This window comes from Denitrobaculum tricleocarpae (assembly GCF_007004665.1).
Classification (GTDB): Bacteria; Pseudomonadota; Alphaproteobacteria; order Kiloniellales; family Kiloniellaceae; genus Denitrobaculum; species Denitrobaculum tricleocarpae.
The window spans coordinates 501621-521292 of record NZ_ML660053.1 but is presented as its reverse complement, the minus strand read 5'-3'; the positions used below and the strand labels follow the sequence as shown (position 1 = coordinate 521292).

Below are 19672 nucleotides of genomic sequence, written 5' to 3'. Positions count from 1 at the left end.
CTGGTGTGGTGGTTATTGTGATTGCCGCGCGGCATCTTCGTCCGCGACATCGAGGCCTTCGCGGGAGAGGTTCTCAAGCTTAGGCATCAGATCGAGGAGATGCCGCGTGTACTCATGACCAGGCTCTTCAAAAAGCTGCTCGGTCTCTGCAATCTCGCAGATCTTGCCGTGCCGCATTACCGCCACCCGGTCGCACATCTGCCGGATCACCGGCAGGTCGTGACTGATGAACAACATGGTCAGTCCAAGTTCGTCCTGCAAGTCTTTGAGAAGATTCAGAATCTGGGCCTGGATCGAAACGTCCAATGCCGAGGTCGGCTCATCGCAAATCAAAAAGCGCGGCCGTGTCGCAAGGGCGCGGGCAATCGAGATCCGCTGTCGCTGACCACCTGAAAACTCGTGCGGAAAGCGCTTCGCCGCCGCCCTGCCCAGACCGACATGCTCCAGCAGGTCTTCCACGATTTCGACCACCTCGGCACGGGAGGATGCGAGCTTATGAAAGCGGATCGGTTCCGCCACGATGTCGAGCACACGCATACGCGAATTAAGCGAGGAAAAGGGATCCTGAAAGATCATCTGCATCTGCTGGCGGTAGGGCCTAAGTTGCTTTTCATCCTTGATGGCCGTCAGATTTCCACCGGCAAAATGAATATTGCCCGAGGCCGGCCGGTAAAGGCCGGCGATGCTGCGCGCGATTGTGGACTTACCGCTGCCGCTCTCACCGACCAGACCGAAGGTTTCGCCGTCACGGATCTCGAAGGACACGTCATCGACCGCGGTAAAGAGTTTGTTCCGGCTCGGCAGGATCGAACGCTGTGTCACAAACTTGATGGAGAGAGACTCGACTCGCACCAGGGCGCCACCGTCCGATGCACTGAAGTCGCGCGCCTTCCCCAACCAGTGGGTCGATACGTCAAAACTGCTGCGCGTGGGTTCCGGTCCCTCTATGTAATCGACCATCGGGAAGCGGTTCAGCCTCAGGTCTGCGCGGGGGACGGCGGAGATCAGGCTCTTGGTGTAGGGGTGCTCTGGTGTGGAGAGAATTTTTGCCGTCGGCCCTTTTTCAACGATTTTGCCGTGATACATGACCGCGACGTTGTCGGTGATATCGGCAATAACTCCCATATCGTGGGTGATGATGACCATCCCGACCTGCCGCTGCTTGCAGAGGCTCCGGATGAGATCGAGAATCTGCGCCTGGATCGAAACATCCAGCGCTGTGGTCGGTTCGTCGGCGATGATCAGCTCGGGTTCGCCGCAAAGCGCAAGGGCGATGACCACCCGCTGACGCATGCCGCCGGAGAACTGATGCGGATAGTGTTTGACGCGGACTTCAGGCTCGGGAATGCCCACCTGGTCCAGCAGCTCGATCGCCCGCGCGGCGGCTTCCACCTCGCTCAGTTTTAAGTGCGTCTGGATTGTCTCGACCAGTTGGTACTCGACCGTGTAGAGCGGGTTTAGGCTGGTCAGCGGATCCTGAAAGATCATGCCGATGCGCCGGCCTCGGATACTGCGCATCTTTTCATAGGGCAGGTTTTCGATGGCCGTCCCATCGAGCGCAATATGCCCTGCGGCAACCCGTCCCGGTGGCTCGAGCAAATCAATCACCGCGTTACCGATGGTCGATTTGCCGGCACCGGACTCGCCCACAAGCCCGTAGATTTGCCCGGGTTCCAGTTCCAGCTGGATGTTCTCCACCGCGACGAAGGTATCATGACGGCCGGGGAACTCGACTTTCAGGTCGTCGATCTTCAGGAGTGTCATGGCGTCACCGCAATTTCGGGTTCAGGGCGTCGCGCAGCCAATCGCCCAGGAGATTGACCGCGAGAACCAGGACCGCGAGGGCAATCCCCGGGAAGATCGTGATCCACCATTCACCGGAGAAGAGGAAATCATTGCCGACCCGGATCAAGGTGCCGAGCGAGGGTTCTGTCGGCGGCACACCGACACCCAGGAAGCTCAAAGTCGCTTCGGTGATGATCGCCAGCGCCAGATTGATCGTGGCGATCACCAGCAGGGGGCCGGTGACATTGGGAAGAATATGCCGGAATACGATTAGGAAGGGCGGCAGGCCGGTGACCCGCGCCGCCTCGACGTATTCCTTGCTCTTTTCGACCAGGGTCGAACTGCGCACGGTCCGCGCATACTGCACCCAGAAGGACAGGCCGATCGCCAGGATCATGACGTAAACCGCCAGTTCGTCATGCGTCTTGGAGTCCAGCGCGCCGCGGAAAATGCCGTCGATCAGCAGCGCAATCAGGATCGCCGGAAAGCTCAATTGGATCTCAGCCGCGCGCATGATGAAGGAGTCCAGGAATCCCCCGGCATAGCCACTGATCAGTCCGAGCGAGACCCCCAGCACCATGGCAAAGATGACGCTGGCGAAACCGACGAAGAGCGAGACCCGCGCGCCATGCATGATGGCCGAGAGCATATCCCGCCCCTGGTCGTCCGTCCCCAGCAGGAAGCGGGAGTCTCCATCTTCCATCCAGACCGGCGGCGTCAGGGAGTCGATCAGGCTGATGCTCGCCAGATCAAGCGTGTTATGGGGCGCAAGAATTGGTGAGAAGGTTGCTCCCACGATCATAATGAAGCTGACCAGGGCCGCGACCATAACCATCTTGGAACTGCGGAAGGAATAGTAGAGATCGCTGTTGGCCGCCCGCTGCAGAAGATCGACGGCCCGCGCTGTAGTGGAAATCGACATGGCTCGGCGCCCTTCAGCTTGTTGCGTCGACGCGCAAGCGCGGGTCGACGACGTAATAGAGCAGGTCAACGATCATATTGATCATCACGAAAAAGAACGCGATCAACATCAGGTACGCCGCCATGATCGGGATATCGACAACCTGAATGGCCTGGAGGAACAGCAAACCCATGCCAGGCCACTGAAAGACGGTCTCGGTGATAATCGCGAAGGCAATCAATGAGCCCAGTTGGAGGCCCGCGATCGTAATCACCGGCACCAGCGTATTCTTCAAAGCGTGCCCGAAATTGATCGCGCGGTTTGCCAGCCCCCGGGCCCTCGCGAACTTGATGTAATCGCTGCGCAGAACCTCCAGCATTTCGGAGCGCACCAGGCGCATAATCAGGGTCATCTGGAACAGCCCGAGGGTCACCGCGGGCATGATGATCGCTTTCCAGCCCGTGGCCGTCAGCAGCCCGGTGGACCAGAACCCGAAGTCGATGACCTCGCCGCGGCCAAACGAAGGCAACCACTGCAGTTGCACTGAAAAAACGAAAATCAAAAGAATGCCGATCAGAAACGTCGGCAGGGAAACCCCGACCAGCGAGATCGTCATGAAGATTTTGGAGAGCAGCGAATCCCGGTGCAGTCCGGTGTAGACCCCCATGGGCACGCCCACGACCAGCGTGAAAATCGCCGCGATCATGCTGAGCTCCAGCGTGGCCGGCAGGCGGTCCAGGATCAGACCGGAAACGGCGCGCTTGTGCTGATAAGATTGGCCGAACTCGAACTGTACGGCGTTGCTGACAAAACGTCCGAACTGGATCAGAAGCGGATCGTTGAGACCCAGTCGATCCCGCAAAGCCTCGCGGTCCGCCGCCGTGGTGTCGATCCCGACCATCTGATTGACGGGGTCGCCCAGGAAATTGAACATCGTAAAGGCCAGAAGCGCGACCAAGAACATGACGATAAACGATTGGATGAATCGTTTGAAAATGAAGCCGATCATTTGAACCTGGATCTAAATCCATTGCCGCGCCGAACGCGGATCAGTCACAGGAGAAAAGAGTCCGGCCTTTCGAAGTCCGTCTCGGCTTGCTGGTGGCAAAGCGCGAAACCGGGCCCGAAAGGCCGGGGGTTTTAGCGTGGATTCTAGCTCATCACTTCACGTTTACGAAGTGCAGCATGAACTGGTTGTCAGCCCGCTGTACGAGATCCACGGAGTCTTTCTTGGCCCAGGCCAGGCCCTGCTGATGGAGCGGAATATAGCCGATATCCTCGGCCACCATATCGTAGGCCGCTTCGATCTTGCTGTCCCGGGTTTCCGGATCGGTCTCGACCAGCACCTCGTCCGTCAGCTTGTCGACGTCCGGGTTGCAGTAGCCGCCCAGATTGAACTTCGCCCGGGTCGCGTTTTCGTCGCGGCAGGCCAGCAGGTTGAACATGACATTCCAGCTGTCGAAGCTGCCCGGCGTCCAGCCAAGCATGTAGAAGCTGGTGTCGAAGTCCAGGACCTTCTTAAAGTAGAGCGCCTTGGGCTGTGCCAGCAGATCGACTTTCACGCCAACCTTGGCAAGCATCGCGACCACGGCCTGACAGATCGCCTCGTCATTCACATAACGGTTGTTGGGGCAATCCATGCTCAGCTCGAAACCATCCGGATAACCTGCTTCGGCCAACAGGGCTTTCGCGGCTTCGGGATCATAGCCCATCCGTTCGTACTTCGCGGACTTCGAGAAGAGGAACGGCGAAATCATGATGGCGGATGGCGTTGAGAGGTTACGCATGATCTTCTTACGGATCGTCTCAACGTCGATGGCCTTGTAGAAAGCCTCGCGCACCCGCTTGTCCTTGAAGGGGTTCTCACCCTTGACGTTCGAGTAGAGCAATTCGTCGCGCGACTGGTCCATGCCCAGGAAAATAGTGCGCAACTCAGGCCCGGTCAGGGTGGCGGTACCGCCGTTGGAGTCGATACGCTTGATATCCTGAACGGGAACCGGATACATCATGTCGATTTCGCCCGACAGCAAAGCCGCGACCCGGGTTGCGTCGGAGGAGATCGGAGTGAAGATGCCTTCGGTGACATTGTGCTTCGCCTCATCCCACCAGTCGGGGTTTGGCTTGAAGACCGTTCTCACATCGGTTTCGCGCTCGACGATCTTGAAGGGCCCGGTGCCGTTGGCGTTGAAGGCCGCATAGTTGTTGGCATCCTTGGTCACGTCGGTCGGAGCAGTGGCGTTGTTCTCTTCCGCCCACTCCTTATCCATGATCAGCACGTTATCCCACTCGTAGTAGACGATGGGATTGGGCTGCGAGGTGATGATGTCGACCGTATAATCGTCTACCTTCACGACCTTGGTATCGGCCGCAACCTTGGTCTTGATGTCCGATCCGTCCATGCGGACCCGGTCGAAGGTGAAGACAACGTCGTCGGCATTGAAGTCATTGCCGTTGTGGAACTTGACGCCTTTTCTGAGCGTGAAACGCCAATGATTCGGATCCAGCAGTTCCCAGCTCTCGGCGAGGCTCGGGAGAATCTGCAGATCAGGACCGCGCCGGACCAGACCCTCATAGACATTGCTCAGAAAGCCGAGCGTGAAGGTCTCGTTCAGTGTGTGCGGATCAAGTGACTGGGCATCGCCCTGGAATGCCCACTTGAATGTTTTTGCCTGCGCACCGGATGCTGCGCAGATTGCCGCAACGCTGGCGACGGCAATCAGGCTACGTCGTAAGCCCATCTCTAACCCCCTGTTGGTTGTACTTAGACCGTTGGTTGTTTACGAAGTCTGACCTGGCCAGGAACCATATGGTCCTTGTCGAGCCGGGCCAACTTCTGTTAGCCGTCAGCCTAGTACGGTGTTGCACGAGGAAACAAGCTTCTAGAGCGCGGTCTTTACCAAACGGAGCAATTGATTGGAAGAATCTTCGCCTAACCGCATGAATAAAATGGCGGATTCACGGTGTTCACGACTTCAGGGAAAAATGCTCAGTATTTCTGTGTGGAATGCTGCTAATTTACAGACGCGCAAACAGGAACTTACGGCCACACGCAATCTGGCGTTCCGGATAACTGCCGGATAAACTCGACCGAGCCTATTCAGCACGATAAACGCCCGGATGCAGGCGTAGAGCTTCTGGAGAATTTGATGACGTCTTTGCCCAATTCGACCGCTAGCCGGGATATCGCCTACCACTTCCACCCCTACACCAACGCCAGGAAACACGAGTCCGAAGGACCGCTGGTGATCGTGAAGGGCAAAGGCATTCATGTCTTCGACGAGCAGGGTCAGGAGTATATAGAGGGCATGGCCGGTCTGTGGAGCACATCCCTGGGGTTTGGTGAGCAGCGCCTGATAGACGCCGCAACAAAACAGATGCATGAACTGCCCTACTACCACGCCTTTAACCACAAGGTCTCGACACCCAGCGTCGACCTCGCCGAAAAGCTGATCGAGCTGGCACCGGTCAAGATGTCGAAGGTCGCCTTCGCCAATTCAGGCTCGGAAGCAAACGACAGCGTGGTCAAGTTCGTCTGGTACTACAACAACGCGCTGGACCGCCCTGAAAAAAAGAAGATTATCAGCCGGATCAAAGGTTACCACGGCGTCACGGTCGCCTCGGGCAGCATGACCGGCCTGCCGGCCAACCACGCCGATTTCGACCTGCCGATCACCAATATCCTCCATACCTCCTGCCCGCACTATTACCGTTTTGGCCTGGAGGGCGAGACCGAGGAGGATTTCGCGACCCGCATGGCCGCGGATCTGGAGCAGATGATCCAGGAGGAAGGCCCGGAAACGGTGGCCGCCTTTATTGCGGAACCTGTGATGGGAGCCGGGGGCGTCATCGTTCCGCCCGCGACCTATTGGGAAAAGATCCAGGCCGTTCTCGCAAAGTACGACATTCTGCTGGTCGCCGACGAAGTCATCTGCGGCTTTGGCCGCACGGGCGAATCCTTCGGGTCTGTCACCTTTGGAATCAAGCCCGACATTATGGTGATGGCCAAGGCCCTGAGTTCTTCCTACCTGCCGATTTCAGCGGTCATGATTGCGGACAAGGTCTATCAGGCCCTTGCGGACAACAGCGCGAAAATCGGCACCTTCGGTCACGGCTACACCTACGCGGGACACCCGGTCAGTGCCGCTGTCGCCCTCGAGACCCTGAAGATTTACGAAGAACGGAGACTTTTCGATCATGCCCGCGCTGTGGGTCAGCACCTGCAGGCCGGGTTGAGAGGTTTTGCAGACCGCCCCTTCGTCGGGGAGGTGCGCGGGATCGGACTGATCGGAGCCGTCGAACTGGTGGCCGACAAAGCCGCCAAGACGCCGTTCGACCCGATCGGAAAGGTCGGTGCCTACCTGGTCGGCCGTGCCCAGGCTCATGGTCTTATCCTGCGTAATCTGGGCGACAGCGTGGCCTTCTCGCCGCCCCTGATCATTACCGAAGCTCAGGTGGACGATATGCTTGAACGCTTCGGGAAAGCCCTGGAGGACACCCAGGATTGGCTGGCGCAGGATGCAGATGCACCTGCGCACTGAGAAGCCAGACAGGACGTGACTTAAGTCAAGTTCAATAGGTTGGGAATAGTCTATCTATCATCGAGTTGATCCAAGTCCTGGGGTTTGAACCACTTCAAAACGCCGGAACCGGCGCAGATATTCCGGGTGAACCGGTCGCCAAAGACGGCTGTTTCTCTCTGAATACATGAGAAACCCAGCCTGGCGTCGGCCTTGTCTAACTTGATGGCACAGGCGAAGTAACGTCTTCGTGAGATATGCGACCATAGGACACGGAGACACTGAAAGAAGTGAGATATATTGCTAAGTTAGGGGTACAAATCTGCACTCCAGGCTCACATTTGGTAGTGTTCGGGGTTGCTCGAAAGCCTGCTGAAAGACTGAGTATTTGCGGGCCTGACGCAGGTTTTGCCATTCGTTCGACAAGTTGGGAACCATGAAGATGGACTACGAAGGCTTCTTCACAGACGCAGTTTCAGGCCTGAAAACAGAGGGCCGCTATCGGATCTTCGCGGATCTGGAGCGCCAGGCGGGCCAGTTTCCGACTGCGACCCATCATCGGGGCGACGAACAGACCAGCGTCACCGTCTGGTGTTCCAACGATTATCTTGGAATGGGCCAGCATCCTTCGGTGATCGCGGCCATTCATGAAGCCGTGGACCGCTGCGGCGCGGGCGCGGGCGGCACGCGCAATATCTCCGGCACCAACCACTACCATGTCCTGCTGGAGCGCGAACTTGCCGATCTGCACGGCAAGGAAGCCGCCCTGCTTTTCACCTCAGGCTATGTCTCGAACTGGGCGGCCCTGGGCACTTTGGCCAGCCGCCTGCCCGACTGCGTTGTTCTTTCAGACGCCCTCAACCATGCTTCGATGATCGAAGGCATTCGCCATAGCCGTGCCGAGCGGAAGATTTTCAAGCACAGCGATCCAGAAGACCTGGACCGCCTCTTGAGCGAGATTGACCCGGCGCGTCCCAAACTCGTCGCCTTCGAATCGGTTTACTCCATGGATGGAGATATCGCTCCGATCGCTGAACTTTGCGATGTTGCGGAGAAACACAATGCCATGACCTACCTGGACGAAGTTCATGCAGTCGGCCTATACGGACCGCGCGGCGGCGGCGTTGCCGAGCGCGAAGGCCTCATGGACCGCCTGACCGTGATCGAGGGAACGCTCGGCAAGGCCTTTGGCGTCTTTGGCGGCTACATCGCCGCCTCCAGCGCCCTCGTAGACTTCGTCAGAAGCTTTGCATCAGGCTTTATCTTCACAACCTCCCTGCCGCCTGCCGTCGCTGCCGGGGCCTGCGCGAGCATCAAACACCTGAAGTCGAGCACGATCGAACGCGAGCGCCATCAGGAGCGTGCTGCGACCGTAAAAGCGCGCCTGCTTGCCGCCGGTCTGCCCGTTATGCCCTCGGTCAGTCATATCGTGCCCGTCGCGGTGGGTGACCCCGTCCTCTGCCGTCAGGTCACGGATACGCTGTTGGACAGTTACGGAATTTACGTTCAACCGATCAACTACCCGACAGTGCCGCGCGGTACGGAAAGACTTCGTCTGACGCCTTCGCCCCTGCACAGCGACGCGGATATCGACCGGCTGGTCGAGGCCCTGCTGGACATCTGGCAAGACCTTAAGCTGGACCGCGCGGCCTAAATCACGGATGAAGGTCTTCTGACCCGCAAACTCCTTGCCCAGGAAATCAAACGGCCTGGAGTGGCAGATCGCAAGACCGCATTGACGTTGTTAATGTGCCTATTGAGAATATCTCTTGCACGCGACTTTAACTTTTTCGGGCGGCCATTTGCGGTCGGGTGCATGCAAAGGTTTTACCTAACCCAGCCGGTAGAGCCTTATTTTTAAACACCTTTTTGCGCCGCGAAAAAACCTGAGCATAAGGCGTGACAATCGGCGACGATTTAGCGTAGCGTACCCGTAACAGAGCGGGTACACGACGGCACAAGACCTGGAAGACCCGCCAGATATCAGCAGGGACAGGGCTGAATGGTGGCTGAGAACGCAGAAATCCTCGTACGCTTCGAGGAGGTCCAGAAAAGCTATGACGGCGAAGTGCTTGTCGTCAAAAATCTCAATCTCGACATATCCAAAGGCGAATTTCTGACCATGTTGGGCCCTTCCGGCTCCGGCAAGACGACGTGTTTGATGATGCTGGCCGGGTTTGAGACTGCCACACACGGCAAAATCATCCTCGACGGAGAGTCGATCAACAACGTGCCGCCGCACAAACGCGATATCGGCATGGTCTTTCAGAACTACGCGCTCTTCCCGCACATGACGGTGGCAGAAAATCTGGCCTACCCCCTGGTGGTGCGCAAGATGAGCAAGGCCGACATCGAAACCCGTGTCGAGCGCGCGCTGGACATGGTGCAGCTTGGCGGTTTCGCCGGGCGGCGCCCGGCTCAGCTTTCGGGCGGCCAAGCCCAGCGCGTCGCAGTGGCGCGCGCCCTGGTATTCGAGCCCAAGCTGGTCCTGATGGACGAACCGCTGGGCGCCCTCGACAAGCAGCTGCGCGAGCAGATGCAGTACGAGATCAAGCATATCCACGACAATCTCGGCGTGACGGTCGTTTACGTGACCCATGATCAGTCGGAAGCTCTGACCATGTCGGACCGGGTTGCGGTCTTTAACGATGGGGTCATTCAGCAACTGGCCCCGCCCGACCAGCTCTACGAGCTGCCCGAAAATTCCTTCGTCGCTCAGTTCATCGGCGAGAATAATAAGCTGTCGGGCAAGGTCACAGGCGTAAACGGTGCGACCTGCACGGTAGAGGTCGACGGCAGCGGAGAGGTCAAGGCCGTGCCGGTGAACATCGACGGCATCGGCAGCCGCTCGTCCCTCTCACTGCGCCCCGAACGGGTCATGGTGAACCCCTCGGACGGCGTTTGCCCGAATGTTTTCGACGCGCGCGTTGAGGAACTCATTTATCTCGGCGATCACATGCGCACGCGGGTCTCGGTCTGCGGCCACGATGACTTCATCGTCAAGGTCCCGAACTCCGCTGGCCACGTGCACCTTCGTCCCGGCGAGACGGTCAAGGTCGGCTGGCAGGCGGAAGACTGCAGAGCTCTGGACGCATAGAGAGCACTGGACGCGCAAAAGAAACACAGCGGGTTTGAGTCCGGTAGAGACTGAAAAGGCTGAAAGCGATGCAAAAATCCTCGCATAACAACCAATAAGAAACACCGCGGTGACCGGTAAGGATGTCCCGCAACTTCCGAGCGTTCGAACAAAGAGTACGTAGCAGAGGCTTAATAACTGGGAGAATGATAGCCATGAAATCAATGATGAAGTACACCGGCGCTGCCGTTGTCGCACTTTCGGCCGCCGCCTACGCGGCCGGACCTGCCACAGCAGCGGATTCCCTGACCATCGTGTCCTGGGGCGGCGCCTACACCAAGAGCCAGGTCGAGGCTTATCACAAGCCTTTTACGGAAAACACCGGCATCAAGATCAACTCCGAGGACTATAACGGCGGTCTCGCCCAGGTCCGCGCGCAGGTGGAAGCCGGCAACGTCACCTGGAATCTGGTCGACGTTGAACTCTCCGACGCGGTCCGGGGTTGTGACGAAGGCATTCTGGAACCGATTGATCACTCGATCCTGCCGCCCGCACCGGATGGCACGCCGGCTGCGGACGACTTCCTGCCCAACACTCTCACCGAGTGTTCCGTCGGCACGATCGTCTGGTCGACGGTCTTTGCCTTCGATGCCTCGAAATATCCGAACGAAAAGCCGACCGAGATCGCGGATCTTTTCGACACCGAAAAGTTCCCGGGCAAACGCGGATTGCGTAAAAACCCGAAAGTGAACCTGGAATGGGCCCTGATGGCGGATGGTGTTCCGCTTGAGCAGGTCTACGAGGTTCTCAGCACGCCGGAGGGTGTCGATCGCGCCTTCGCGAAGCTGGATACCATCAAAGACGATGTGATCTGGTGGGAAGCCGGTGCACAGCCGCCGCAGATGCTGGCCGACGGTGAAGTCTCGATCGCTTCGGCTTACAACGGCCGCCTCTTCAACGCGATCTTTACCGAGAAGAAGCCGTTCGAAATCATCTGGGACGGACAGGTCTGGGATCTGGACCTTTGGGTGATCCCGAAGGGTGCGAAAGACATGGAAGCCACTCTGGACTTCGTAAAGTTCTCGACCGACACCCAGCGCCTGGCCGACCAGTCCAAGTGGATCTCTTATGGTCCGGTTCGAAAGTCTTCCTTCCCGCTGGTCGCGGACGACGTAAAGCCGCACATGCCGACGGCACCGGAAAACTTCAAAGCGGCCCTGCAGAACGACTTTGAGTTCTGGGCTGACAACGCGGACGAGTTGAACGAGCGTTTCGCTGCGTGGCTCGCGAAGTAATCTGACGGCATAAACCGTCTCGGGTCGGCGGGAACCTTACGGGGTTCCCGCCATTCCCGGCACCGAAGTCTATTCCGTTTTTTGTTCGTTTGTTTGCCAGTTTCTCGATCTGTTTGTTTTTTTTTGCGGTTACTGGTCCTGGGGAATTTGAATGGCACAGGTTGATACAAGCGGCCCCATGCTGGATGCGGCGGGGGTTCCGCTAAAACTCAGTTTGGCCCGCGCGGAGCGCCGCAACCGGATGCGCGCCCTTGCGTTAGTCCTTCCCCTCCTCGCCTTCATCCTCATTACCTTTGTTTACCCCATCGCCCTGATGGTGTTTCGCGGTGTCGACAATCCGACGGTATCGGAAATTCTCCCCGAAACCGCGGAGATGCTGCGCGCATGGGATGGAGAAGGCCTTCCGGGCGACGAAATCTATGACTCCATGGCGCGCGAGTTTGCCGCTGCGGCCAAAGAACGCTCCCTCGGCAAGGTCGCGACCCGGCTCAACTACGAACTGGCGGGTTCGCGCAGCCTGGTCACGAAAGCCGGGCGAAATCTCAGACGTTTGGAGACCGAGCCGACGAAGGCGGATCTGGTCGCGCTCGACAAGCGCTGGAGTCAGCCTGAAACCTGGTCGGTCATGAAGCGCCTGGCGGAGCCTTACACCCTCTCCTATTACCTCGCCGCCATCGACAAGACCTATAACGTCGAGGGGGCGATCGTCGATCAGCCGGAGTCCCGGCAAATATACGTGCCGTTGTTTGTGCGCACGCTGTGGGTCAGCCTTCTGATCACCGCGCTCTGCGTCCTGCTGGCCTATCCGATCGCCTATCTGATGGCGATCCTGCCCACCAAGACCAGTAATCTTTTGATGATACTGGTGCTTCTGCCCTTCTGGACATCGCTGTTGGTGCGGACGTCCTCCTGGATCGTACTGCTCCAAACCGAAGGTGTGCTCAACGATATCCTGGTGTGGACCGGGATCATCGGAGACGATGGGCGGATACAGATGATCTACAACATGACCGGCACGGTCGTGGCCATGGTGCACATCCTGCTGCCCTTCATGGTGCTGCCGCTTTTCTCGGTCATGAAGACGATCTCCCCCAGCTACATGCGCGCCGCCAAGTCGCTTGGCGCCACACCGGCACGGGCCTTCTGGACGGTCTACTTCCCGCAGACCATCCCGGGTATCGGTGCAGGCTCGATCCTCGTGTTCATTCTGGCCATCGGCTACTACATCACGCCGGCTCTTGTCGGCGGCCGCACGGGGCAGCTGATCAGTAACTTCATCGCCTATCACATGCAGCAGTCTCTCAACTGGGGGCTTGCCGCAGCCTTGGGCGGTATCCTGCTCGCCGGCGTCTTGGCGCTCTATTGGCTCTATAACCGACTTGTCGGCATCGACAACATGAAGCTGGGATAATCGATAGATGGCAACTGCGATCCCTCCCTATGTCGGTCCGATGGGCAAAATCTGGCATTACAGCTTCCGCTTCCTTTGCGGACTGATCTTCCTGTTCCTGATCCTGCCGATCCTGGTGATCATTCCCCTGTCGTTCAACGCGGAGCCCTACTTCACCTTCAGCCCGGGCATGCTTGCCTTCGAGTCCACAGCCTATTCAACCCGCTGGTATCAGGACATCCTGAACAATGAGCAATGGCTGTTTTCGATCAAGAACAGCTTCATTATCGCTTTCTTCGCGACGTTCCTGGCAACCGGCCTGGGAACTCTGGCGGCCTTGGGATTGAGTCGCTCCAACCTTCCGGGCCGCGGCGCGATCATGGGCATCCTGATCTCTCCGATGATCGTGCCCCTGATCATCTCCGCGGCAGGCATGTATTTCTTTTACTCCGGCGTTTGCATTCCGCCCGAGTGGTCCTTCGGGATGCTCGAGGAACGCGCCTGCCTGACCCAGAGCTTTCCGGGTATCATTCTTGCACATGCCGCGCTGGGCACGCCTTTCGTCGTGATCACCGTAACAGCAACCCTGGTGGGTTTCGATCATAGCCTGACCCGGGCCTCCGCGAGCCTGGGGGCCAATCCGACGACGACCTTCTTCAAGATTATCGTGCCTCTCATCCTGCCGGGCGTGATCTCAGGCGCCCTCTTCGCCTTTATCACCTCGTTTGATGAAGTCGTCGTGGTGCTCTTCATTTCCGGCTTCGAGCAGCGCACGGTTCCCCGCCAGATGTGGGCCGGTATCCGCGAGCAGATCAGCCCGACGATCCTGGCGGTCGCCACCATGCTGATTATCTTCTCCGTGCTGTTGATGACGGTGCTCGAACTCTTGCGGCGCAGAAACGACCGCCTGCGCGGGGTGCAGGAATCCTAGGTTGAGACGACGCGAAATATCAGGGCGCAGGTTCTGAGCCCCGGTGTTCCGGCATGGCACCGTCAAAGGGACGCCACCGGATCAATCGGCTCTTGAGTTCATGGTCATCATATTTCCCGACGCCTTAACCTTGGCTCGGAATCCATCGAATTCGTGCGTCCCCGGGAACACAAGCTAAGGGCAGCGTTGATCCGAAGCAGACAATCGGAACCAGTCGTGCTAATGCCTCCATGCGTCTGAAAATGGGCCGCGTCGACGCTACATGCCGTTGCGGCCGAGAGGAGGGAAGAATGACGGGTAAATGTCTCTGTGGCGAAGCGAGCGTTACGATCGATGCCAAACCTGAGTTTATAAACGATTGCAATTGCAGCCTCTGCCGCAAGGCCGGTGGCGCCTGGGGTTACTTCCCGTCCGCTTCGGTCCAGACGAGCGGCAAGACCTTTTCGATCTCGCGCCCTGATAAAAATCCCCCCAGCGTCGAGATCCATTCCTGTGAGACCTGTGCGACCACCACACACTGGGTCCTGACAAAGTCCTTCAAAGATCAAAACCCGTCGGTCGACCAAATGGGTGTGAACATGAGGCTGTTCGACCCTGATGAACTGGAGGGCGTCGAGGTTCGGTTCCCTAACGGCAAGGACTGGGTTGGGGAAGGCCCGTTCGGATATAGACGCACGGCACTGACGATCAGCGGCAGCACGCCTTGGTAATGCACCTTTCTCGCCGAAGGCTCGGTCCCAAGCCGCCATGGCTCCCCGTGTGAGACGCTAGGAATTAGGACAGCCCTGGCGATAGCCTTGTATTTGCAACTACGCCGTCAAATCTGGAATGATGTTGTAGCGTCGCGGTCGTCACAGCCTTGAACAGGTGCCTGGAGCTTTGCGAGAATCTGTTTACCGCACAAATTAAGAATGCGTCGCAATTGCAAACACTAGACAAGCAAAGCTTAATGAACTAGATATAGAGTGTCATAAGAGGGCACTGCTGATGTATCGCGATAACACTCTTGTACCGACCGAAGCCGTCCGGCTGCTCGCGTTGGGTTGCCTGACGGAATCTCCCCTGACTTATGCGCAGCTTGCGCAGGAAGTTAAGCAGTTCACAGGCCACATTATCGGCCCTTCCCTGGACCTGGTCGGAACTCCGCTCGAAGTCCTCAAGGTCGAGCGTCTGATTGCGCCTGTCGAGGCGGCGGCATCTGAAGAAACAGCGCTTCTCACGGTCACGGAAGCCGGCACGGCAGAGATCCTGCGCTTGCTGAAATCCAACTCTCGCGCCCCCATCAATGACGTCAGCAAGCTGATTGTCGCCCTGAAAATGCGGTTTTTACATCTTCTCTCCAAGGAAGACCAGTTGATCCAGATCGACATCCTGCAGGAACTCGCACAGCGTCAGATGGAGCATCTTTCCGAACTGCGCGCCCAGCACACGAAGGGCCGCGGGCAACTGACCGCCTGGCTGGACCACGATATCGACCAAGCCCGCGGTCGCTTGAACTGGCTATCGGAACTTCGCGCCGGCATCGCCTGACGACCCACTACCCTGCCGCCATTTTCCAACGAATATCGCTGCTGCAGCGTTCCGCGTACCCACTGCGTTCGGTCGCTCGCGCGAGATCCCGGGATCAGTAGAGATGCTGCCCGCCAGTTACGAAAACTTCCGTTCCTGTGACATAACCGAAATCGGCAGTGCAGAGCTGGTAGACCGCCGAGGCCACCTCCGAGGGCTCCCCCATACGCTGCATCGGGATGCGTGGAATCAGCGCTTCGTATTCTTCCCCGACCATCGCCGTTTCGATCTCACCGGGTGCGACTGCATTCACCCGGACCCCAAGCCCCGCCATCTCGACGGCAAGCTCGCGGGTCAGAGCCGACAGCGCGGCCTTCGATGTCGAATAGGCCGAGCCGGCGAAGGGATGCACACCGTGACCGGCGATCGAGGTGATGTTGACGACGCTGCCGGCACCGCGCCCGAGATGCGTGGCGAAGCCGCGCGCCAACATCAGCGGCACAAAGAAATTGAGTTCGAAAACCTCTCTCCAGGTCGTGACGTCGCCGTTTAAACAGCCCAGGCGTTCCTTAAAAGGCGTCTTGGGCGAAACAGCGGCATTGTTCACCAGTGCATGGAGGGGGCCGTCGCCAAGCAGGCCAACGGCTTCGGCCACGAAAGCTTCTGTGCTGCCGGTTTCCGCCAAGTCAGCCGTAATGTGATGCGTCCAGTTCGGATCCCGCTGACACTCCATGGGAATCACGTCACGCGAACAGGTGATGACCTGCCAGCCCTCGTTGCTGAACCGCTGGACAGTGGAGTGGCCGATCCCACGGCTCGCACCGGTCAGGATCATGGTCTTTCGATCTGAGTTTGCTGTCATTTGCGAATAATACTCAATCCGCGGGCAACCACCAGCCCCTCACGCGACCCAACTTGTCTTTTCGATCGTGACCTTGAGAGAGCTTGGATGTTTTCGCACTTTCGCCAGCGTCTTCCCCCTGATCCTCTGCCCAGGGCGCACAGGACTCACGTCGGGAAAAAACTACGTCAAGACGGGGATGGTTCTGACGACCCGGAACGTCCGCATGGAGCCGTCCTGTTCATGGACCGAGACATACTCGCCCTCGCGAAAGACATGGTGATCGAACTTAAAACCGGCTTCATCGTCGCCGGGTTCGTTCACGCCGACCCCGTTGAAGGTCGCGCGGTTGTCAGCGTCGCCGGTCGAGATGTCATAGTGAAAGACCCAGGATCTTCCCTTGGTATGGATCAGATGGCCCGTCTGATCGTCTTCCCCGGCCCAGAAACGGCGAACGATGCAGCGTTTGCGGTCTTTGCGCCATCCCTCGGCATCGATATGCCCCTCATCGTTCAGAGGCGCGGTGAACTCATAGCCATGCAGGTTGCTGCCCTGCGGAAAATCATGATCGCGAGCCAGTTCCATGCGTACTTTCGTCAGTGTCATACCGTCATCCTCACTTGCCGTCCTCTAAGATTGCGCTCTGGTGCAGCCGACCTCTCAAAGTCGTTTTAGAGCCTGAAAGCCTGCCTCTGGTGGAGAATTGAGCCGCGCCATCCTATCAAGCGAGAACAGACGCCTCGACACTGCTGGCATACCCGGAATTAATGCGCCAGGAAGACCGGTATTTGCGCATCGTTTACGACACTCCGGGTCGCCCCACCCAGGATCATTTCCCTGAAACGGCTGTGTCCGTACGCGCCCATGACCAGCATATCGGCATTCGCTTTGCTCGCTTCAATCAGAATGGAATTCCCGATCGAGTCCTCGCCCGGCGTGAAGGCCCAGGTTTTCGCCTCGACACCGTGCCCGGCCAAATAGTTTGTGAGCTCGCTGGGCCCGGCCTTGACCGCTGACTCGCGCGCGGTGATCACGACCACCTTTTCGGCCTGCTTCAAGACCGGCAAAGCGATGGCAACAGCGCGCGCGGATTCCCGCGAGCCGTTCCAGGCGATCGCAACCGTTTTCAGCAACTGCGCCGGCGGTTCGGTGGGGATCAGCAAAACTGGCCGTCCCGTATCGAAAATCGCGGCATCCAGACTTTGCGAGAGGTCGAGATCGCTATCGATCTCAGGCCGGGCCAGAATTGTCAGGTCGGCGAGAACACCACGTATAGAGATCTCATCCGCCTCGACCCCGACAACATGGGTAAAGCTGACACCGAATTCGCCTTGCTTGAGCGCCTGAGAGGGCTCCACAACCGCGAGCCCAGGCCGGGTGCAGAGAGCGTCGAAAATCTGCGATGCCTGTTCGCGCCGCTTTGCTGACGTCTCCCGCAAACTGTCGATCATTTGCGAGACGACAGCCCCGGACATACCATCGCCGAGAATTGGGATTGAGGCTTCCGGATCGACTTCTACGTGAAGAGCATCCACACGGCAGGCGAAGGCCTGCCCCAGGCTCAGAGCCGCCGATAGCGCACGCTCGGATGCGGGCGTCCCATCGACGATAGCAAGCAGTTTTGACAGGACCATTGCGCTCTCCAGTTCATCCCAAAGGTTGTCATGAAGGCATTTTATGGCGGCACCGCCGCAACCAATATGACTTAAATCAAGCTGATTTACGAGGTTTCATTGTTGGGTATGCAAGCCTCCGGCCTGCGCGTCGTCCTGCGTGTCGGCTGCAGAGGGGTCCTGGTGAAAGAAGATCTCCGCATTTGGAAAGCTCTCTGACAACCGGGCTTCAATCCGGTCGGTCACCGCGTGCGCCGTAGCCAACGACATCTGTCCGTCCAACTCGACATGGCATTGCACGAAAATCTGTCGGCCCGACGAGCGTGTGCGCAGATCGTGGATCCCGAGGACATCCGCATCATCCAGTATAATCCGGCTGATTTCCGCGCGCTCTTCGTCTGCCAGTTCCCGGTCCATCAGCATGTCCAGTGCTGAGCGCATCAGCTTCCAGGCGCTCCAAAGGATGTACGCGCCAATACCCAGGCCGAAAACCGGGTCGGCCAGAAGCCAGCCAAGTTGAGAAACCATAATCAGCGCGGCAATGACGCTGGCATTGACTAAAATGTCGACCGTGAAATTGAGGGCGTTGGCTTCAATAACCAGAGACCCGGTCTCCCGAACCACGTACTTTTGGTATTGCAGCAAGACCAGGGTCGCGATGATCGATACGACCATCACTGCAATGCCGATGCCGGTGGCCTCGATGGCACGCGGTTCGATAAACCGCTGACTGACCTCAAGCAGCAGGAAGACCGCCGATCCACCTATAAAAGCGGCCTGCCCCAGTGCCGCGAGCGGCTCGGCCTTTCCGTGACCGAAACGGTGATCTGAGTCCGCGGGAATCAAGGCGGCCCTGATTGCGAAAAGGTTGATGACCGAGACCGCAACATCGAGCATCGAATCCACCAGGGTGGACAGCAGGCTGACCGAGTGCGTGACCCACCAGGCGCCGAGCTTGATGGCGACGAGACTTAAGGCAGTCGCAACGGAGGCATAGGTTGCAAGTCTTAAGAGCCGGGCCGCGCGGCGGTTCGCAGACTCAGCGTGCGAGTCGGTCCGTGGCGATCCAGGCGCCTCGCGATCTTCCATTCTGTCTGAACCCACTTCAAACCCATCAGGTGATCATGTCGCGCCATCCATCATCAGGGATAGAGGCGCTCCGTCGTCCAGCTCTCGCCACTCCGGTTGTAGACCAGCCGGTCGTGCAGGCGAAAGGCGCCATCCTGCCAGAACTCGATGCGCTGGGGCAGAACCCGGAACCCCGACCAGTAGTCAGGCCTTGGAACAGTGCCGACGGCATGTTTCGCCGCATAGATGGCAACCCGTTTCTCCAGCTCGAACCGCCCCTCGAGCGGCCGCGATTGCTGACTGGCCCAGGCGCCGATCTGACTCTGGCGCGGACGGCTCGCGAAGTAGGCGTCCGCTTCCTCGCAGGTCACAATCTCGACTTCACCTTCAATACGAACACAGCGCCGTAACGATTTCCAATGAAACAATAAAGCTGCTTTCATGTTCGCTTGCAGCTGCTCGCCCTTCCGGCTTTCGAAGTTGGTGTAGAAAACAAATCCGCGCGAATCGACACCCTTCAGCAATACCATCCGCGAACTGGGCATGCCGTCGGGCCCCACCGTCGCCAGGCTCATGGCGGTTGGGTCATTGATTTCGCTCTCTCCTGCCTCCTCAAGCCAGGTGTCGAACAGCTTAAAAGGGTCACCAGGCGTCGTGTCTCGGATCATGTTTCGCTTTCTCTTCTACCAGCTTCAACCTGAAAAAATGGCTTTTTCCGCTTGGAATGCCGCCGCCGTTCGGCCGCG

General features: G+C 58.3%; 17 protein-coding genes. 8 read left to right on the top strand and 9 right to left on the bottom strand.

Annotated features, from left to right (window positions below):
- Positions 1 to 12: 12 nt before the first annotated feature.
- From FKG95_RS07245 to FKG95_RS07230, 4 genes are all read right to left on the bottom strand, one after another.
- Positions 13 to 1764 carry an ABC transporter ATP-binding protein gene (locus tag FKG95_RS07245; RefSeq protein WP_142895653.1) on the bottom strand — a complete coding sequence of 584 codons (1752 nt, stop codon included), beginning with the start codon at positions 1762 to 1764 and terminating at the stop codon, positions 13 to 15.
- A gap of 4 nt (positions 1765 to 1768) precedes the next feature.
- On the bottom strand, positions 1769 to 2707 hold the full coding sequence (locus tag FKG95_RS07240; RefSeq protein ID WP_142895652.1) for an ABC transporter permease: 939 nt from the start codon (positions 2705 to 2707) through the stop codon (positions 1769 to 1771).
- Positions 2708 to 2720: 13 nt separating this feature from the next.
- On the bottom strand, positions 2721 to 3695 hold the full coding sequence (locus tag FKG95_RS07235) for an ABC transporter permease (protein WP_142895651.1): 975 nt from the start codon (positions 3693 to 3695) through the stop codon (positions 2721 to 2723).
- 151 nt (positions 3696 to 3846) lie between these two features.
- A complete protein-coding gene (locus tag FKG95_RS07230; protein ID WP_142895650.1) occupies positions 3847 to 5424 on the bottom strand; it encodes an ABC transporter substrate-binding protein in 1578 nt (525 codons plus the stop codon).
- A gap of 408 nt (positions 5425 to 5832) precedes the next feature.
- Between FKG95_RS07230 and FKG95_RS07225 the strand changes: the two genes are divergently transcribed.
- From FKG95_RS07225 to FKG95_RS07190, 8 genes are all read left to right on the top strand, one after another.
- Complete coding sequence (locus FKG95_RS07225) at positions 5833 to 7224, top strand: aspartate aminotransferase family protein (RefSeq protein WP_142895649.1); 1392 nt, start codon at positions 5833 to 5835, stop codon at positions 7222 to 7224.
- Positions 7225 to 7645: 421 nt separating this feature from the next.
- On the top strand, positions 7646 to 8857 hold the full coding sequence (gene hemA, locus FKG95_RS07220; RefSeq protein WP_142895648.1) for a 5-aminolevulinate synthase: 1212 nt from the start codon (positions 7646 to 7648) through the stop codon (positions 8855 to 8857).
- Positions 8858 to 9205: 348 nt separating this feature from the next.
- Positions 9206 to 10300, top strand: coding sequence for an ABC transporter ATP-binding protein (locus FKG95_RS07215; protein WP_142895647.1), 1095 nt, complete (start codon positions 9206 to 9208; stop codon positions 10298 to 10300).
- Between the two features lie 194 nt (positions 10301 to 10494).
- On the top strand, positions 10495 to 11574 hold the full coding sequence (locus tag FKG95_RS07210; RefSeq protein WP_142895646.1) for an ABC transporter substrate-binding protein: 1080 nt from the start codon (positions 10495 to 10497) through the stop codon (positions 11572 to 11574).
- 151 nt (positions 11575 to 11725) lie between these two features.
- On the top strand, positions 11726 to 12985 hold the full coding sequence (locus tag FKG95_RS07205) for an ABC transporter permease (protein WP_142895645.1): 1260 nt from the start codon (positions 11726 to 11728) through the stop codon (positions 12983 to 12985).
- A gap of 7 nt (positions 12986 to 12992) precedes the next feature.
- On the top strand, positions 12993 to 13895 hold the full coding sequence (locus FKG95_RS07200; protein WP_142895644.1) for an ABC transporter permease: 903 nt from the start codon (positions 12993 to 12995) through the stop codon (positions 13893 to 13895).
- Positions 13896 to 14185: 290 nt separating this feature from the next.
- On the top strand, positions 14186 to 14605 hold the full coding sequence (locus tag FKG95_RS07195; RefSeq protein WP_142895643.1) for a GFA family protein: 420 nt from the start codon (positions 14186 to 14188) through the stop codon (positions 14603 to 14605).
- Between the two features lie 277 nt (positions 14606 to 14882).
- Positions 14883 to 15425 carry a hypothetical protein gene (locus FKG95_RS07190; protein ID WP_142895642.1) on the top strand — a complete coding sequence of 181 codons (543 nt, stop codon included), beginning with the start codon at positions 14883 to 14885 and terminating at the stop codon, positions 15423 to 15425.
- 94 nt (positions 15426 to 15519) lie between these two features.
- Here the strand turns inward: FKG95_RS07190 and FKG95_RS07185 are convergent, their stop codons facing one another.
- From FKG95_RS07185 to pdxH, 5 genes are all read right to left on the bottom strand, one after another.
- The gene (locus FKG95_RS07185) at positions 15520 to 16266 is read right to left on the bottom strand and encodes an SDR family NAD(P)-dependent oxidoreductase (protein WP_142895641.1); all 747 of its coding nucleotides are present in this window, start codon (positions 16264 to 16266) and stop codon (positions 15520 to 15522) included.
- A gap of 162 nt (positions 16267 to 16428) precedes the next feature.
- Positions 16429 to 16851 (bottom strand): hypothetical protein, encoded by a 423-nt coding sequence (locus FKG95_RS07180; protein ID WP_142895640.1) that lies wholly within the window; start codon positions 16849 to 16851, stop codon positions 16429 to 16431.
- Between the two features lie 158 nt (positions 16852 to 17009).
- Complete coding sequence (locus tag FKG95_RS07175; protein WP_142895639.1) at positions 17010 to 17879, bottom strand: universal stress protein; 870 nt, start codon at positions 17877 to 17879, stop codon at positions 17010 to 17012.
- Between the two features lie 96 nt (positions 17880 to 17975).
- Positions 17976 to 18947: a cation diffusion facilitator family transporter gene (locus tag FKG95_RS07170; protein WP_142895638.1), complete on the bottom strand. Its 972-nt coding sequence runs from the start codon at positions 18945 to 18947 to the stop codon at positions 17976 to 17978.
- 53 nt (positions 18948 to 19000) lie between these two features.
- A complete protein-coding gene (gene pdxH / locus FKG95_RS07165; RefSeq protein ID WP_142895637.1) occupies positions 19001 to 19594 on the bottom strand; it encodes a pyridoxamine 5'-phosphate oxidase in 594 nt (197 codons plus the stop codon).
- Between the last annotated feature and the right edge of the window lie 78 nt (positions 19595 to 19672).

Coding starts and splice junctions, on each gene's coding strand:
- hemA (WP_142895648.1), top strand. CDS start 7,646: ATGGACTACGAAGGCTTCTTCACAGACGCAGTTTCAGGCCTGAAAACA.
- FKG95_RS07230 (WP_142895650.1), bottom strand. CDS start 5,424: ATGGGCTTACGACGTAGCCTGATTGCCGTCGCCAGCGTTGCGGCAATC.
- FKG95_RS07195 (WP_142895643.1), top strand. CDS start 14,186: ATGACGGGTAAATGTCTCTGTGGCGAAGCGAGCGTTACGATCGATGCC.
- FKG95_RS07175 (WP_142895639.1), bottom strand. CDS start 17,879: ATGGTCCTGTCAAAACTGCTTGCTATCGTCGATGGGACGCCCGCATCC.
- FKG95_RS07170 (WP_142895638.1), bottom strand. CDS start 18,947: ATGGAAGATCGCGAGGCGCCTGGATCGCCACGGACCGACTCGCACGCT.
- FKG95_RS07200 (WP_142895644.1), top strand. CDS start 12,993: ATGGCAACTGCGATCCCTCCCTATGTCGGTCCGATGGGCAAAATCTGG.
- FKG95_RS07190 (WP_142895642.1), top strand. CDS start 14,883: ATGTATCGCGATAACACTCTTGTACCGACCGAAGCCGTCCGGCTGCTC.
- FKG95_RS07235 (WP_142895651.1), bottom strand. CDS start 3,695: ATGATCGGCTTCATTTTCAAACGATTCATCCAATCGTTTATCGTCATG.
- FKG95_RS07210 (WP_142895646.1), top strand. CDS start 10,495: ATGAAATCAATGATGAAGTACACCGGCGCTGCCGTTGTCGCACTTTCG.
- pdxH (WP_142895637.1), bottom strand. CDS start 19,594: ATGATCCGAGACACGACGCCTGGTGACCCTTTTAAGCTGTTCGACACC.
- FKG95_RS07215 (WP_142895647.1), top strand. CDS start 9,206: ATGGTGGCTGAGAACGCAGAAATCCTCGTACGCTTCGAGGAGGTCCAG.
- FKG95_RS07240 (WP_142895652.1), bottom strand. CDS start 2,707: ATGTCGATTTCCACTACAGCGCGGGCCGTCGATCTTCTGCAGCGGGCG.
- FKG95_RS07205 (WP_142895645.1), top strand. CDS start 11,726: ATGGCACAGGTTGATACAAGCGGCCCCATGCTGGATGCGGCGGGGGTT.
- FKG95_RS07245 (WP_142895653.1), bottom strand. CDS start 1,764: ATGACACTCCTGAAGATCGACGACCTGAAAGTCGAGTTCCCCGGCCGT.
- FKG95_RS07185 (WP_142895641.1), bottom strand. CDS start 16,266: ATGACAGCAAACTCAGATCGAAAGACCATGATCCTGACCGGTGCGAGC.
- FKG95_RS07180 (WP_142895640.1), bottom strand. CDS start 16,851: ATGACACTGACGAAAGTACGCATGGAACTGGCTCGCGATCATGATTTT.
- FKG95_RS07225 (WP_142895649.1), top strand. CDS start 5,833: ATGACGTCTTTGCCCAATTCGACCGCTAGCCGGGATATCGCCTACCAC.